12 protein-coding genes and 1 rRNA gene are annotated in these 16,552 nt (G+C 66.8%); 6 read left to right on the forward strand and 7 right to left on the reverse strand.

The window, feature by feature from the left end; all coding sequences use genetic code 11:
• Positions 1-518: 518 nt before the first annotated feature.
• The 4 genes from CCR84_RS14085 to acsA are packed head-to-tail and all read right to left on the reverse strand — an operon-like array spanning position 519 to position 5,495.
• Complete coding sequence (locus CCR84_RS14085; protein WP_201213560.1) at positions 519-1,709, reverse strand: dihydrolipoamide acetyltransferase family protein; 1,191 nt, start codon at positions 1,707-1,709, stop codon at positions 519-521.
• The gene (locus CCR84_RS14090; RefSeq protein ID WP_201213562.1) at positions 1,702-2,673 is read right to left on the reverse strand and encodes an alpha-ketoacid dehydrogenase subunit beta; all 972 of its coding nucleotides are present in this window, start codon (positions 2,671-2,673) and stop codon (positions 1,702-1,704) included. The genes CCR84_RS14085 and CCR84_RS14090 overlap by 8 nt, the downstream gene beginning before the upstream one ends.
• Positions 2,670-3,668, reverse strand: a complete 999-nt coding sequence (pdhA, locus tag CCR84_RS14095) for a pyruvate dehydrogenase (acetyl-transferring) E1 component subunit alpha (RefSeq protein WP_201213564.1) — start codon at positions 3,666-3,668, stop codon at positions 2,670-2,672. Before pdhA ends, CCR84_RS14090 begins: the two co-directional genes overlap by 4 nt.
• Entirely contained in the window at positions 3,669-5,495 is a 1,827-nt protein-coding gene (gene acsA, locus CCR84_RS14100; protein ID WP_201213566.1) for an acetate--CoA ligase, read from the reverse strand.
• Between the two features lie 271 nt (positions 5,496-5,766).
• Here acsA and CCR84_RS14105 point away from each other — a divergent pair, with 271 nt between their 5' ends.
• The 6 genes from CCR84_RS14105 (at position 5,767) to CCR84_RS14130 (ending at position 12,103) form a co-directional block, all read left to right on the forward strand.
• Positions 5,767-6,132 carry an ArsC family reductase gene (locus tag CCR84_RS14105; RefSeq protein ID WP_201213568.1) on the forward strand — a complete coding sequence of 122 codons (366 nt, stop codon included), beginning with the start codon at positions 5,767-5,769 and terminating at the stop codon, positions 6,130-6,132.
• On the forward strand, positions 6,129-6,986 hold the full coding sequence (gene hslO / locus CCR84_RS14110; RefSeq protein ID WP_201213570.1) for an Hsp33 family molecular chaperone HslO: 858 nt from the start codon (positions 6,129-6,131) through the stop codon (positions 6,984-6,986). Before CCR84_RS14105 ends, hslO begins: the two co-directional genes overlap by 4 nt.
• 279 nt (positions 6,987-7,265) lie before the next feature.
• Complete coding sequence (locus CCR84_RS16575) at positions 7,266-8,219, forward strand: EDSAP-1 family PEP-CTERM protein (RefSeq protein ID WP_242508747.1); 954 nt, start codon at positions 7,266-7,268, stop codon at positions 8,217-8,219.
• Between the two features lie 203 nt (positions 8,220-8,422).
• A complete protein-coding gene (locus CCR84_RS14120; protein ID WP_201213572.1) occupies positions 8,423-8,806 on the forward strand; it encodes a hypothetical protein in 384 nt (127 codons plus the stop codon).
• Positions 8,807-8,842: 36 nt separating this feature from the next.
• Complete coding sequence (locus CCR84_RS14125) at positions 8,843-9,202, forward strand: hypothetical protein (protein ID WP_201213578.1); 360 nt, start codon at positions 8,843-8,845, stop codon at positions 9,200-9,202.
• Positions 9,203-9,238: 36 nt separating this feature from the next.
• The gene (locus tag CCR84_RS14130; protein WP_201213585.1) at positions 9,239-12,103 is read left to right on the forward strand and encodes a sensor domain-containing diguanylate cyclase; all 2,865 of its coding nucleotides are present in this window, start codon (positions 9,239-9,241) and stop codon (positions 12,101-12,103) included.
• Here CCR84_RS14130 and CCR84_RS14135 read toward each other — a convergent pair.
• The 3 genes from CCR84_RS14135 to rrf form a co-directional block, all read right to left on the reverse strand.
• Positions 12,100-13,512: an FAD-binding oxidoreductase gene (locus CCR84_RS14135; protein ID WP_201213587.1), complete on the reverse strand. Its 1,413-nt coding sequence runs from the start codon at positions 13,510-13,512 to the stop codon at positions 12,100-12,102. The two genes, CCR84_RS14130 and CCR84_RS14135, sit on opposite strands and share 4 nt — an antisense overlap.
• Before the next feature lie 228 nt (positions 13,513-13,740).
• Positions 13,741-15,045: a 30S ribosomal protein S12 methylthiotransferase RimO gene (gene rimO / locus CCR84_RS14140; RefSeq protein WP_201213589.1), complete on the reverse strand. Its 1,305-nt coding sequence runs from the start codon at positions 15,043-15,045 to the stop codon at positions 13,741-13,743.
• 1,387 nt (positions 15,046-16,432) lie between these two features.
• A 5S ribosomal RNA gene (rrf, locus tag CCR84_RS14145) occupies positions 16,433-16,545 on the reverse strand.
• Positions 16,546-16,552: the final 7 nt, after the last annotated feature.

Consider the following 16,552-nt stretch of genomic DNA (forward strand, 5'->3'; position numbering starts at 1 on the left):
CTACCTCTTCGCTTCCGGTTGCTCTCCACCCCGCCTCACGGCGACGCAGTTACCTTCCGCTACATTGCTACGACTTTCAATGACACGGACTTTCACCGTGCTGACAAAGCGTCCTCACGGACGCACTGGGAGGGCCGTAAGGCCCGAATCAGGGACAGCCACGGTTTCAGCTTAACGATTGTGGGGAGTCCCCTGAGCCTGAAACGCAGCCATTCGCTGCCGTCATTGCGAGGCGCGTAGCGCCGTGGCAACCCAGTTCGTTCTTCTATTTCCGCGTCCTTGCCAACTCGGGAGATCCGATAACAGTATCTACGCACTGGATCGCCACGCCCTGCGGGCTCGCGATGACGATTACGGTCTCGGGCCCTCTCCATGCAGTCCTTGCGAGACGCGTAGCGCCGTGGCAATACGACTCGTTCTTCCAGTTGCGCGACCTCGCCAACTCACGGGCTGCTGATCGCGACGGCTTCGGCAGATCAGGTCGGCCGATGTTTCACGAAATTGTTCCACGTTTCACGTTAAAGGCTCTCCGGCTGTTGCAGGCGTTCGCGCAACTCGGCGAGGAACAGGGCACCGCGGTGGCCGTCGGAGACTCGGTGGTCGGCTGCGAGGGTGGCGGTGACGACCGGCTGCACGCACAGTGCGTCGTCTTCGATCCACGGTCGCAGTCCGATCCGGCCTAAGCCGACCAGCGCCACCTGCGGCGGATAGATGACGCCATGCACCGCCTCGACTCCCTGCTCGCCGAGATTGGTCACGGTGATGGTCGGGTCGGACATCTCCGAACTCTTCAGCGAACCGGCGCGCACGCGACGGACCAAGTCGCCGAGATCACGCATCACCTGCTCGAGCGTCTTGTCGCCGACGTCGTGGATCGCCGGCGCGATCAACCCGCCTTGGCGCAGCGCGATGGCGACGCCGATGTGGGCGGCCCCCGCCGGCTCGAAGCTGCCGTTGCGATAGAAGCCGTTCATCTCGGGGTATTCCTTCAGCGCCAGCGCGACCGCCTTCAGTTGCAGCGCGGCCATCAGCAGGCGCTCGCCGATCGGCCGGCCCGCATTGGCCTGCAGGAGCCAGTCACGCGCGCGTGCCATGGCGATGCTTTCGCTGAGGTAGTAGTGCGGGATCTCGCGCTTCGAGCGGCTCATCGCCGCGGCGATCGCCTTGCGCATCTCTGCCTGCCGATCGGTTGGAGGAGCGCTGCCCGCGCCCGGCTCCGCAGCGAGGGCTTTGCCGCCCCAGGCGCGAACGGCTGCCGCCTGCTCGACGTCGGAGAGCGTCACGGTGCCGCCGGGGCCGCTGCCGAGGACGGCCGCCAGATCGATGCCGAGTTCCTCGGCGTGCTTGCGCGCCGCGGGTGAAACGCGCCGGCGTTCGCCGGCAGCTGCCGGCGGCTGCAAGGCAGCGACGGGGACGGCCGCAGGCGCGGCTGCCGGCTCCGGCGCTGAAACAGCCGGCGGCGGTGCCGTCTCCCCGGGCGCGAGCAGGGTCGCCAGGACCGTGCCCACGGGAATCGTCTGCCCGGGCTCGACCAGCAGTTCGTGGATGGTGCCGGGGGACCAGATCTCGACATCGACGGCCGCCTTCGCCGTATCGACGACGGCGACGACCTGCCCCTTGTGCACCGCTTCGCCGGGAGCGACCTTCCATTCGAGCAGGGTGCCCTCGTCCATGTCGGCACCGAGCGACGGCAACTTGAATTCAAACATCGAGCATCTCCCGGACGGCGGCGACGATCCTGTCGGCTTGCGGCAAGGCGGCTTCCTCCAGGTGGCGCGCGTAGGGAATCGGCACCTCGGCGGTGCACAGCCGGCGCGGTGGCGCGTCGAGCTCGTAGAGGCAGTCCTCGGCGATCCTGGCGACGACTTCTGCTGCGAGGCTGCCGCTCTTCCAGCCCTCGTCGACCACCAGTGCGCGGTGGGTTTTCCGCACCGACGCGTAGACGGTCTCTGCGTCGAGCGGACGCAGCACGCGCAGGTCGATCACCTCCACCTCGATCCCCGCGGCCGCCAGTTCCGCCGCTGCCTGCAGCGCCTTTGGCAGCGACCCACCCCAGGTGATCAGGGAAAGCTGCGTTCCGACGCGGCGCACGGCGGCGTGGCTGATGTCGCAGCGCCAGTCGTCGGGGAGTTCGCCTTCCAGGTTGTAGAGCTGCGCGTGCTCGAAGATGATCACCGGGTCGGGATCGGCGAGCGCCGGCGCCAGCATGCCACGCGCGTCGGTGACGGTCGCCGGCGCCAGCACGCGGATGCCGGGGATGTGCGCGTACCAGTTCTCGAGGCTGTGCGAGTGCTGCGCGGCGAGCTGGCGGCCGGCTCCGGTCGCCATGCGTACCACCAGCGGCACCGAGAACTGGCCGCCGGACATGTGGCGCAAGAGCGAGGCGCTGTTCACGATCTGGTCGAGCGCGAGCAGGCTGAAGTTCACGGTCATCACCTCGACGATCGGGCGCATGCCGCCGAGCGCGGCGCCGATGCCGGCGCCGACGAAGCCGAGCTCGGAAAGCGGCGTGTCGCGGATGCGTTCGGGGCCGAATTCCGCGAGCAGACCCTTCGACACCGCGTAGGTGCCGCCGTAGCGGCCGACGTCCTCGCCCATCAGGAAGACGCGCGCATCGCCGAGCAGTGCCTCGCGCAGCGCCTGGCGAATGGCCTCGCGGTAGCTGATCTTCATGGCTCTCCCTCCGGCGTGTGCACGTCCTTGAACAGGTCGGCAACAGGCTCCCACGGCGCCGCTTCGGCAAACTCGACGGCGGCGGCGACCTCGGCTTCGGCAACCGCGTCGAGCGCGGCAATCTCGTCCTCGTCGAGCACGCCTTGGGCCTGCAGGCGCGCCGGGAAGACATGCAGGGGATCGCGCTCTTTCCACTCCTCGACTTCGGCTTGGTCGCGGTAGAGTTCCGGGTCGAACATCGAGTGCGCGCGGAAGCGGTAGGTCTGCAGTTCGAGGAAGAGCGGCCCCTTGCCAGCACGCACCCGCGCGGCCGCGCGTTCGGTTGCGGCATGCACGGCGAGCACGTCCATGCCGTCTGCCTTCGCCGCCGCCATCCGGTAGCTCGCGGCCTTGGCCGTGAGATCGGTCTGCGCCTCGGCCCGCGCCAGCGCCGTTCCCATTCCGTAGAAATTGTTCTCGCACAGGAACAGCACCGGCAGTTGCCACAGCGCGGCGAGGTTCATCGCCTCGTGGAAGGCGCCCTCGGCCACCGCCCCATCGCCGAAGAAACACGCGCTGACGCGGCTGCGCCCCTGCATCTTGTCGGCCAGGGCCAGCCCGACGGCGAGCGGCAGGCCGCCACCGACGATGGCGTTGCCGCCGTAGAAGCGCCTCGCCGCGTCGAACAGGTGCATCGAGCCGCCACGTCCACGGCAGCAGCCACTGGCCTTGCCGTACATCTCGGCCATGATCGACGCCATCGGCACGCCGCGGACCAGCGCATGGCCATGTTCGCGATAGGTGGCGACGATGTTGTCCTCTTCCTTCAGCGCGTGCAGGGCACCGACGGCGCAGGCCTCTTCGCCGATGTAGAGGTGCAGGAAGCCGCGGATCTTGCCCGCGCCGTAGAGCTCGGCACATTTCTCTTCCATGCGCCGGATGCGCAGCATGTCGGCGATCAGGCGGCGGGCGAAGTCCCTGCCGCCGGGAGCCGTATCGTGGGCTTTGTTTTCCATTCAGCATCCCTCCCTGGAGGCCGCTTCACTGCCTGCTTCGCTCCCCGCTTCGCCAGCCGACTCCAGGGTCGAGGTGTCGCCCTCCGGCAGCCCGAGTTCGCGCGCCTTGAGCAGACGGCGCATGATCTTGCCGCTGCGCGTGCGCGGCAAGGTACCGACGAATTCGATCTCCTTCGGCGCCACCGCAGCGCCGAGCCGCTGGCGCGCGTGGCCGAGCAGCTCGCGGCGCAGCGCCTCGCTCGCCACGAACCCCTGGCGCAGCGAGACGAAGGCCTTGACCACCTCGCCCACCAGCGGGTCTGGCTTGCCGATGACGCCGGCCTCGGCGACCGCCGGGTGCTCCATCAGCGCGCTTTCGACCTCGAACGGTCCGATCAGGTGGCCGGCCGACTTGATCACGTCGTCGGCGCGGCCGACGAACCAGAAGTAGCCATCGGCGTCGCGCCGGGCGAGGTCGCCAGTGAGGTACCAGTCGCCGGAGAAACACTTGCGGTAGCGCTCCTCATTGTCGAGGTAGCCGCGCAGCATCGACGGCCAGCCACGCTTCAGGGCGAGTTCGCCTTCCCTGTCGGGCGCCTCGATCACCTCGACGCTGCCGTCTTCGCGCCGGCGCACGATCGCCGCGTCGATGCCGGGAAGCGGCCGTCCCATCGATCCGGGCTTGATGTCCGCCGCCGGGGTGTTGGCGATCATGATGCCGCCGGTCTCGGTCTGCCACCAGTTGTCGTGGATGGGCAACCCGAAGGCTTCGAGTCCCCACCAGACGGCCTCGGGATTGAGCGGCTCGCCGACGCTGGCGACGAAGCGCAGTTGCGGGAACGAATACTTGCGCGCGAGCGCGCTGCCCGCCTTCATCAGCATTCGGATCGCGGTCGGCGCCGTGTACCACACGCTCACCTGCTGCTCGTGCAGGATCCGGTACCAGCGCTCGGCGTCGAAATCGCCGGCATCGACGATCGAGGTAACCCCGTGCACGAGCGGTGCGATGACGCCGTAGGAGGTGCCCGTCACCCAGCCGGGGTCGGCGGTGCACCAGAAGACGTCTTCAGGATGCAGGTCGAGCGCGTACCTGCCGGTCGCCCAGTGCGTCACCACCGCGTCGTGGACATGCACCGCACCCTTGGGGGTGCCGGTCGTCCCGCTGGTGAAGTGCAGCAGCGCCGGATCCTCGGGCATCGTCCTGACGATCTCGAACTCGTCCGCCGCCGTGGCCATCAGTGCGCCGAGATCGAGCGTTCCGGGAATGTCGCTGCGTGCGCCGTCCTCGCCGACGACCAGCACGTGGCGCAGGCTCGGCAGCTGGTCGCGGATCTTCGCCACCTTGCGCTCGTAGAGCGACGCGGTGGTGAGCAGCACCGCCCCCTGGCCGATCCGGATGCGCGTGGCGAGCGGTTCCGGCCCGAACGCGGAAAAGAGCGGCGCGACCACGCTCGCGTTCTTGAAGGCGCCGAGCATGCCGACGTAGAGCTCGGGAATACGCCCGCTCAAGATGAACAGGCACTCGCCCCTGGCGACGCCGAGCTCTCTCAGCACGTTGGCAAAGCGGTTGCTGAGACGCGAGAGCTCGCCGAAGCTGACCTCCCTCTGTGCCGGCAGAGCGAGACACGGGTCGCCGAGAAAGCGGAAGGCGACGCGCTCGCGCAATTCGCCCTGCGCATGGCGATCGACCGCTTCCCAGGCGATGTTGAGACCGCCACCGGGCAGCCCGGCGAGTTGCCTGCGCGCCAACTCCCAGGAAAAAGCGGCGCGCTCGGCGGCGTAGTCCGCAAGATGCGGCGGCACGCGCAACCCCGCCGGCGTCTTTCCGATGATCGAAGAACGTTGCACCGTGAGCCCTCCCGTCAGCCAGCCGAAAAAGCCATGGTCATAGTCTAGCCTGCGCAAGCCCCCTGCCGCCATCGCGAATTCGATGTCATTGGCAAATTCACTTTGATCCGCTCGCCCCGAGCCCGTCGAAGGGCGCTGCCAGGTGCAGGATTCGACAGTGCTTCGACGAGGCCGGCCCGGGGCTTCGCTGCGCACATGGTGCCCCCGGCACCTGGCCGGCACCGGTAAAATGGCGGGCTTTCGAACCGCGGCCGAGCGCCCCACCCGTCAAATGACCACTCCTGACCGCCCCTGCCTTGTTTACGGCATAAAGAACTGCGACACCATGAAGAAGGCCTTCGCCTGGCTCGATGCGAACGCTGTCGCCTACGAGTTCATCGACTACAAGAAAGCCGGCGTCGCCGCCGGCAAGCTGCCCGAGTGGAACCGGCTCGTCGGCTGGGAGAAGCTGCTCAACCGGCAGGGACTGACCTGGAGGAAGCTGGCGGAAGAACAGCGCGCCGGCATCGACGAGGCCAGCGCGCTGGCGCTGATGGCGGCGCAGCCAACCTTGATCAAGCGGCCATTGATCGAGTTCGGCGACGCGCAGCTCTTGGTCGGCTTCGACCCGGAGCGTTACCGGGAGGTGCTGGCATGAGCATCGACATGATCCAGCGCTTCCTGCTCGAGGACCTCGACATCCGCGGCGCCGTCGTCCGCCTCGGTCCCGTCTGGCAGCAGATCGTCGCCGGCCGCAACTATCCTGCCCCCGTCAATGCGCTGCTCGGCGAGATGTGCGCGACCGCGCTGTTCATCGCCGACGCGCTCAAGCAGCCGGGCCGCATCACCTTCCAGCTGCGCGGCAACGGACCGGTCTCGCTGCTCGTCGTCGATTGCGACGAACGCCTCAACCTGCGCGCGATGGCCAACGCCGCGCCGACCGTCGCAGCGGCGCCGCTGCGCGAACTGCTCGGCGACGGCCAACTGCTGCTCTCGCTCGACTCGCCGAACATGCGCGAGCCGTGGCAGAGCATCGTGCCGATGCAGGGCGACACCATCGCCGAAGTCTTCGAGCATTACCTCGGGCTCTCCGAACAGCTGCCTTCGCGCCTTGTCCTCGCCGCTGCGGCTGGCGGTGCCGGCGGCGTCCTGCTGCAGAAGCTGCCCGACGCCGACCTGCGCGATGCGGACGGCTGGCACCGCGCCACCGGGCTGGCCGGCACGGTCACCCGCGACGAGCTGCTCGTACTGCCGGCCGAAGAACTCCTGACGCGGCTCTTCCACGAGGAGACCGTGCGCGTCTTCACGCCGCGCCAGGTGCTGCACGACTGCCCCGAGGACTGGGACAAGGTGCGCACCATGCTGCGCTCGCTCGGTCGCGCCGAGGTCGAGGAATTGCTGCGCGAGCACGGCGAAGTCCACATCCGCGACGACCTGGCCAACCGCGACTACCGCTTCGACGCCGATGCGATCGAAGCGCTGTTCGACGACAAGCCGCCGACGCTGCACTGAAGCGGCCGGCCCGCCGGGCCGGCGCCAAGGTCGGGAGGCGTGCCCTCCCGCCAGTGCCGGTTTTCTTTACACCCCCTCGCCGAGGAGCCCTTCAAGGCGCTCGCCCACACCCCCGACTCGGGAAAAAAGTCTCCTTCATTCAGTCATCTAGCCGCAGTTCGCGGTGTGCCCGCGCGGACTGGCACGCGCCCTGCTTCTATCAGTGCGCGGGCAGGGACTTCATGACTTACCTGGCCCAAGACAGCATCATCGACATGGGCTGAACTGAAGGAGAGCAAAATGAAACGCAATCTTTTCAAGAAGAGCACACTGGCAGCCGCCGTTGCCATTGCGGCACTGGGACTGGGAGCAGCGGGGAATGCGCAGGCAGCCGCAACCGCTTACGCGAGCGTTCAACTCACAAATTTCAAGGTTGGCTATTGGCTTGATAGTGCTGAGGGAGCCGCGGCCGTACTGGGCACCGATTACACCATCAGTGCTTCCGCTTCTCCCCGGGTTACTGAGGCGAGTGCAACTTGGACAGGCTCACCAGGGGCTGCCGATTCCAAGTCAGTGGCTTTTGACGCCCTGTCGGACGTTCTTCAACAGACTGCGGGCCCCGGAGGCTTCCCTGGCGAGAACGACTGGAATTACTACGCGCTGAAGAATGCGCCGGTGGCGGGAGTCGGGGCGCGCGGTGACGCCCTGACCACGGCAACGGTGGCTGGCATAGTAGCGTCTGTCAACAACGCATCTGAAATCGTGGTTCCCGAATCGTCCGCCTCCGCCCCAACGTCTGGGGCGCGCAATAAAAACACGTTCACGGTGGGCGTCGTAAGGGTCGGTAGTCAGGACATTTGGGTTGATTTCAAAGCATCGTTGGCAAAGGCCGCGTACACTGCGTATTCTGACGCCGGTGATACCGCTCAGGCGACAATCACCGGGCTATTCACAGTGACGCAGGAGGGCAGTGACACCGCCCTGTACCAGTTCAGTCCCGCTCAACTCAATCACACCTGCAGCTCGCAAAATGGTGTAAATCAAAATTGCGGAACAGGACTGAGCTTTGATTCGTTCGTGATGGATAGCGACAATTTCCAGCTCACGGCTAACACGAGCTATGTTCTCAATCTGGACATTTCTAGCGCCACCTCTGGCACCAACACCACCATCCCCGAACCCGCCTCGATGGCGCTGCTGGGCCTCGGACTGGTCGGTCTCGCCGCCACCCGTCGTCGCTTCGTGCGCGTCTGAAACCCGGTTCGTCGCGACTGATGGAAAGGGGTTTCTAGCGCAGTGAGCAGATCCGAGGATGGAAGTGATGTGGCAATGATCAGGGAGCGTTGGTCGGCGATGCCGGCAAACGCTCCCTGATGCTGTATAGTTACGCGCCACCCTCATCCTCCGGGCTTGATGCCGCGTGCGCGCCGCCCCTCGCGCAGCCAGCAAGCGAAAACATGCAAGGAATTCCCTCGATCACCCTCTTCGGCGCCTCGGTGGCGCTCGGAAGCTTTCTCGGCTGGCAGTACTTGAAGCGCGTGAAGATGTCGCCGACGCTGGTCGGCCTGCATCTCGTCGCCGGTGCCGCCGGCATCGAGACGATGGTGATGCTGCGCGGCGAGTTGCCGGAGGGCGTCGCGGCCGGCGCCGGCGGCATCGGCAACATCGCGGCCATCCTGCTGGTCGCGGCGATGCTGACCGGTTTCCTGACGCCGCTGATCGCGCAGAAACGACCGCGCAAGGTCGGCAGCACGGCGCTGGCCGTGCACTTCGGCGCCGGGCTGCTCGGCTACCTGCTGCTGCTCGCCTGGCTCGCCGGCTTGCCGGCGCCTGTGCTGTAAACTAGCTGTTTCGACGAACGGACGACGATGATGAACATGAGCCTGGCTGTCACCCTCCTCGCCGCTTCGGCACTGCTCGGACTGGTGCTCGGCTGGCAATACCTGCGCGATACGCCGCGCAAGCTGTGGATGGTCGGCTTTCACCTGATCCTCGGCGTCGCCGCGATGAAGTTCGTCGTGCTCTTCATGCTCGGCGAGACGGCCGAGGGCAGCCTGCTGCGCACGCTCGGCAACGGCGCGGTGCTGGCGACGGCGCTGGCCCTGTTCTCGGGACTGGTAAAGCCGGTGCTGGTGCGCGAGGCGAAAGGACGGCTCGCCATGTCGATGGTCGCGCTCCATGCCGGTGTCGGCGGCCTCGGCCTCCTGCTCCTGCTCGCCTGGGCCGCCGTGCGCTGAACGATGCAAGCGACGACCGCCACGCAAACTTTCTCCATGCCCCAAGTCCTCGCAAGATTCGTTTCGCCGGCGCTGACCCTGCTTGGAGGCCTGCTGCTCACCATCATGGCTAGCGTCCAGGTCAAGACCAGCGTCGAGGAAAAGGCGGCCGCCGAATTTGCCCTGGTCTCCGACCGGATCACGCTGAAGATCGAGGACCGCCTGGCCGCCTACGCCTCGATCCTGCAGGGGGGCAAGGCCCTCTTTGCGGCGACCGGGGAAGTCAGTCGCGCGCAGTGGAAGGATTACGTCGAAACCCTGCACACCGAGGGCTTCGTTCCCGGCGTGCAGGGCATCGGCTTCACCGAGTTCATCCGCCCCGATCGCCTGGCGGCACACACGGCCCGGGTCCGCGGCGAGGGATTCCCCGATTACGAGGTGCGTCCGAGCGGCGAGCGCGCAGCCTACTCGGCGATCGTCTATCTCGAACCTTTCGACGCGCGCAACCAGCGGGCCTTCGGTTACGACATGTATTCCGAGCCGGTGCGCCAGACGGCGATGGCGCGGGCGCGCGACACCGGCAGCCCGGCGCTGTCGGGCAAGGTCGTCCTGGTGCAGGAAACCGGAGAGGACGTGCAATCCGGCACGCTGATGTACATTCCGGTCTATCGCAACGGCGCGAGCACCGAAACGGTCGAGGAACGGCGGGATGCGCTGCTCGGCTGGGTCTATAGCCCCTACCGCATGAACGACCTGATGGCGGGGATGCTCGGCGGCTGGTCGGTCGACGAGCAGAAGCGTCCCGGCCTGCGCATCTACGACGGCGAGTCGATGGCGGCTGAGCAACTGCTGTTCGACAGCGGGATCCGGCGCACTCCCGACCCTTCCCCGCTTTTCCATCAGCAGCGGCAGATCGGCTTCAACGGCACGCACTGGCTGCTCGTCTTCGACCACAGCCAGGCCGCCGCCGAGATCGACTATTTCCCGGCCTGGCTCACGCTGGCGGGCGGCGTCTGCATCAGCGCGCTCCTCTGCGGAATGCTCTTCCTGTTGCAGAGCCGCTCGCGGGCGCTGCGCGAGGTCGAGGCCCTGGCCGGCGAGTTGAAGGATCGCGAGGCGCTGCTGCGCGAGAGCGAGTTCCGCTGGAAATTCGCGATCGAGGGCTCGGGTGATGGGCTGTTCGACTGGAACGTGGCCGAGCACAGGATCTTCTATTCGCCGACCTGGAAAGCCCTGCTCGGCTACGGCGAAGGCGAGATCGGCGACAGCGAGGAAGAGTGGTTAGGGCGCGCCCACCCCGATGACCTCGCTACTGTCCAGGCGAAGGTGCAGGCCTGCGTCGACGGCAAAATCGACAGCTACCGGGTCGACCTGCGCATGCGCTGCAAGGACGGCGGCTACAAGTGGCTCCTCGGACGCGGGGTGGTCGTCAGCAAGAGCGGAGACGGGCGGGCCGAGCGCATCCTCGGCACCATCGCCGACATCGACGAACGCAAGTCGCTGGAGGAATTCAATGCCTTCCGCACCCGCATCCTCGAGATGCTCGCCGGCGACGCCGAGGTGGACGAGATCCTGCTGGCGATCATCGCCGGCATCGAACGGCAGTGCCCGCACATGCTGTGCAGCATCCTGCTCATGGACGAGGAGGGCCGCCAGCTCGGCCGGGTGTTCGCACCGAACCTGCCCGCAGACTGGAACCGTCTTCTCGGCGCGGGCATTCCCGTGGCGGTCGGAGTGGGTGCCTGCGGCACTGCAGCCAGCACCGGCGAGCGCGTCGTCACCAGCGACATCGCGAGCGATCCGCACTGGGAGTCCTTCCGTGCGACTGCGATCGGCAACGGCCTGCGCTCTTGCTGGTCGCAACCGATCGTCGACGCATCGGGCGCGGTGCTCGGCACCTTCGCCATCTATCAGCGCGAGGTGCACACGCCGACGGCCGCAGACATCACCCTGATCGAACAGTCGGCGCGACTGGCCAGCATCGCGCTCGAGCAAAACGCCGCCGAAACGAAGCTGCGCGAGAGCGAGGAGCGCTACCGCCAGTTGATCGAGTCGAGCACCGAGGGCATCTGCGTGGCAGAAGGCGGCTACCTGCGCTACTGCAACCCGGCTTTCCTGGAGCTTCTCGGCTACAGCCGTGAGGCCTTGTTCGCACGCCCTTACATCGAGTTCGTGCTCGAGGCCGAGCGCCCCGCCTTCAGGGAGTTCTATGGCAAGCAAATAAGCGGTGACGTCAGCCAGCTCCGCTTCGAGATACCCCTTGCCACCGCTCATCGCGGGCCGCGCTGGTTCGACATCGGCAGCGTCAGGTTCGACTGGCAGGGCAAGCCGGCGTCGCTCAATTTCCTGACCGACATCACCGAGCGCAAGCAGAGCGAGGAGCAGATTCGCCAGTACGCCTTCTACGACGCCCTGACCAGGCTACCCAATCGTCGCCTGCTCAAGGACCGCCTCGACACGGCGCTGGCGACCTGCCGGCGCAGTCGCGAACACGGGGCGCTGATGCTGCTCGACCTCGACAACTTCAAGCCGCTCAACGACCAGCACGGCCACGCCGTCGGCGACCTGTTGCTGATCGAAGTCGCCCGGCGGCTGAGCCTGTGCGTGCGCGAGGTCGATACCGTGGCGCGGCTCGGCGGCGACGAGTTCGTCGTCCTCCTCACCGGTCTCGGTGAAGACCGCGCTGCAGCAAACCTGAACGCGCAGCGGGTCGCCGAGAAGATCCGCGCGGCGCTCGCCCAAACCTATCGGCTGAAGCCCGATGCGGAAGCAGAAGTCGTCGAGCACCATTGCTCGTCGAGCATCGGCCTCACCCTGTTCGACGGCGCGGACGCCGAGCAGAAGGAAATCGTCAGGCGCGCCGACGAGGCGATGTACCGGGCCAAGGAGGGCGGACGCAACCGGATCAGCTTTGCTGATTAGAGCAGCTTGCCGGGGTTCATCAGGCCGCGCGGATCGAGCGCCTGCTTGAGCGCGCGCATCGTTGCCAGTTCGACCGGACTACGGTAGCGGACCAGTTCGTCGCGCTTCAATTGGCCGATGCCGTGCTCGGCGCTGATGCTGCCGCCGAAGTCGACAACCATGTCGTGCACCAGCCGGTCGACCGCGACCTGCGTCGCGAGCAGGCGCGCATTGTCGGCGGGATCCGCCATCGACTGGTTGTAGTGCAGGTTGCCGTCGCCGACATGGCCGAAGGTGACGCAGCGAATCCCCGGAAAGGCGTCGGCCAGGGCCGCATCGGTACGCGCGATGAAGTCGGGAATGCGCGAGATCGGCAGCGATATGTCGTGCTTGATCGAGAAGCCCTCGATCTTCTGTGCCTCGGAGATGTTCTCGCGCAGCGCCCACAGCTTCCTGGCCTGATCGCCGCTCTGCGCCAGGACCGCATCGACGACCTCACCGGCGGCGATCGCTTCGGCAAGACAGCCGGCCAGTGCCTCTTCCAGGCGCTGCTGCTCGCCGCCCCCCGACAGCTCGACCAGCAGCTGCCATTCGCTGTCGATCGCCAGCGGCGCGACGCTCCCCGGCAGATGGCGGATGACCAAGTCGAGCGCGACCCTGGAGACAAGCTCGCAGGCCGACAGGAGTTCCCCGAAGGCGCCCTGCAGGCGGGCGAGCACCGCCAGCGAAGCGGCCGGCGTGGCGATCGCCAGCCAGGCCGTTGCCGTCGCGCGCGGCTGCGGAAAGAGCTTGAGCACGGCCGCGGTGATGATGCCGAGCGTCCCCTCGGCGCCGATGAAAAGCTGCTTCAGGTCGTAGCCGGTGTTGTCCTTGCGCAGTCCGCGCAGGCCATCCCAGAGTTCGCCCGAAGGCAGGACGACTTCGAGCCCGAGGGTGAGCACGCGCGCATTGCCGTAGCGCAGCACCTGCACGCCACCTGCGTTGGTGGACAGGTTGCCGCCGACCTGACAGCTGCCTTCCGAGGCGAGCGACAGCGGGAAAAGACGCCCGGCGGCAGCGGCGGCTTCCTGGACGGCTGCCAGCGTGCACCCGGCTTCGACGGTGATGGTGTTGTTCGCCGGATCGACTGCGCGGATGCGGTTCAGCCGCGCCAGGCTGAGGACGACGGCGTCGCCACTCGCGCCAGGCGTCGCGCCGCCGCACAGGCCGGTGTTGCCGCCCTGCGGGACGATCGGCACGCCGGCTTCGCTGCAGGCCCTGACCACCGCCGCGACTTCAGCGGCCGTACCCGGGCGGACGACGCAGCGCGCCGCGCCGCGGTAGCGTCCGCGCCAGTCGGAGAGTGCGGGCGCCATGTCGCCGGCGCCCGTGAGCACTTGCGCGGGACCGACGATGGCCGCGAGTCTGGCGAGCAGAAGACTGTCTTCCATGATCCTCAAAACCTCTTTGGAGCCACGAAAAACACGAAATCCACGAGATACCACACAGGCTTGTGGTCGACTGGCGCTTGGCCAAGCGGTTCATCTCGGCTCGGTAGCGAACTCGGTGAACGCCTTCGTGTTTTTCGTGCATTTCGTGGCCAAGCGCCTTTCCGGGATGTTTAGGCGACTCTGGACTTGAGCGCGCATGAGCCGGATCCGCTACGCGCGGCACGGCGCTCAGGCAGGCTCGGCGTAGAGATCGTGCTCGTCGGCGTCGACGACTCGCACGCGCACGAAGTCACCGGGCATCGCATCGTATTCGCCGTCGATGTACACGAGGCCGTCGATCTCGGGCGCGTCGGCGGACGAGCGCGCGACGATGCCTTCGTCGTCGACTTCGTCGACCATGACCACGATCTCCTTGCCGATCTTGGCGGCCAGCAGTTCGGCCGAGATGTCCTCCTGCACTTCCATCAGCCGCCGCCTGCGCTCCTCGCGCACCTCCTCGGGAACGGCACCGGGCAGCGCGTTGGCAGCGGCGCCCTCGACCGGCGAGTACGGGAAGCAGCCGACGCGGTCGAGCCGCGCTTCCTTGATGAAGGCGAGCAGTTCCTCGAACTCGGCTTCGGTCTCGCCGGGGAAACCGGTGATGAAGGTGCTGCGGATGGTCAGGTCGGGGCAGATCTTGCGCCAGGCGCGGATGCGTTCGAGATTGTTCTCGGCACCGGGGCGCTGCATCGCCTTCAACACGCGCGGGCTGGCGTGCTGGAACGGGACGTCGAGGTAGGGAAGGATCTTGCCTTCGGCCATCAGCGGGATCAGTTCATCGACCGCCGGGTAAGGATAGACATAGTGCAGACGGATCCAGATGTCGAGCTCCGACAGCGCCGAAGCCAGTTCCTTGATCCGCGTCTTCATCGGCCTGCCGTTGTAGAAGCCGGTGCGGTATTTTGTGTCGAGGCCGTAGGCCGCGGTGTCCTGCGAGATCACCAGCAGTTCGCGCACCCCGGCGTCGACCAGCTGGTCGGCCTCTGTCAGCACCTCGCCGATCGGACGGCTGACCAGCGGGCCGCGCAGGCTCGGGATGATGCAGAAGGTGCAGTGATGATTGCAGCCTTCGGAAATCTTGAGGTAGGCGTAGTGCGACGGGGTCAGGCGGACGCCCTGCGGCGGCACCAGGTCCTCGCCGCTGTCGGCGTCGTTCGGCAGGTGCTTGCGCACCAGCGCCATCACCTCGTCGGCGGCGTGCGGACCGGTGACCGCCAGCACCGAAGGATGCGCCTTGCGGATAACACCCTCGCGCGCGCCGAGACAGCCGGTGACGATGACCTTGCCGTTCTCGCTCAGCGCCTCGCCGATCGCCGACAGGGACTCATCGACGGCGGCGTCGATGAAGCCGCAGGTATTGACGATGACGAGGTCCGACTCGGCGTACGAAGGCGTCAGCTCGTAGCCTTCCGCGCGCAGCTTGGTGAGGATGTGTTCAGAGTCCACCGACGCCTTCGGGCATCCGAGTGAGACGATACCGACAGTTTTGGACATGATATGACTCGCGACCACTGCGCGCTGACCAACAGCGCAGCCGTCCGGAAAGTAAGGGTAAGACGCAAAGTATACGCGCGTCCGCCGCCCGATGGCTGCCGTAGCTCGCGGCAGATCGGCTCAACGTGAAAGAGCAGCGTGGGCTGTGCTTGATTAGGGCCTGCCGGCCCTCCCACGACAGGCCGATGCCGTGAGCGTGCGTCCCGATCGGCCCCCCGTCATCGCGAGCCCGCAGGGCGTGGCGATCCAGTAGGTGGGGCTGATATCGGGGCGCGCGTCGATAGCCGACAAGAGCGAGGAAACGGAAGAACGAACTGGATTGCCACGGCGCTACGCGCCTCGCAATGACGTTTAAGTTGCGACACGGAGGGAGGCGCCTCGCACTGACCGGATGGCGACGCGTCATCGCGAGCCCGCAGGGCGTGGCGATCCAGTGGGTGGGGCTGATATCGGGGCGCGCGTCGATAGCCGACAAGAGCGAGGAGACGGAAGAACGAAGTGGATTGCCACGGCGCTACGCGCCTCGCAATGACGGCCTCGTTACGACACGGAGCGAGGCGCCTCGCACTGACCGGATGGCGACGCGTCATCGCGAGCCCGCAGGGCGTGGCGATCCAGTGGATGGGGCTGATATCGGCGCGCGCGTGGCTAGCCGGAAAGGGCGAGGAGACGGAAGAACGAACTGGATTGCCACGGCGCTACGCGCCTCGCAATGACGGCGTCGTTGCGACACGGAGCGAGGCGCCTCGCACTGACCGGAGGGTGACGCGTCATCGCGAGCCCGCAGGGCGTGGCGATCCAGTGGGTGGGGCTGATAGCGGGGCGCGCGTCGATAGCCGACAAGAGCGAGGAAACGGAAGAACGAACTGGATTGCCACGGCGCTACGCGCCTCGCAATGACGAAGTCGTTGCGACACGGAGGGAGGCGCCTCGCACTGACCGGATGGCGACGCGTCATCGCGAGCCCGCAGGGCGTGGCGATCCAGTGGGTGGGGCTGATATGGCCTCGCGCGTCGATAGCCGACAAGAGCGAGGAAACGGAAGAACGAACTGGATTGCCACGGCGCTACGCGCCTCGCAATGACGGCGTCGTTGCGACACGGAGCGAGGCGCCTCGCACTGAGCGGATGGCGACGCGTCATCGCGAGCCCGCAGGGCGTGGCGATCCAGTGGGTGGGGCTGATATCGGGGCGCGCGTCGATAGCCGACAAGAGCGAGGAAACGGAAGAACGAACTGGATTGCCACGGCGCTCCGCGCCTCGCAATGACGTCGTCGTTACGACACGGAGCGAGGCGCCTCGCAATGACGGCACCGAAGCGTCCCCGATGGAACCAGAAAGCACAAAGCCCCGACCAGGGATCTGGACGGGGCTTTGTGGGATGGGGAGCCTGGCGGTGACCTACTTTCGCACACGGATGTGCACTATCATCGGCGCAACTTCGTTTCACGGTCCTGTTCGGGATGGGAAGGGGTGGGTCCGAAGCGCTATGGCCGCCAAGCAAAACT

It is taken from the genome of Rhodocyclus purpureus (genome assembly GCF_016653115.1).
Classification (GTDB): Bacteria; Pseudomonadota; Gammaproteobacteria; order Burkholderiales; family Rhodocyclaceae; genus Rhodocyclus; species Rhodocyclus purpureus.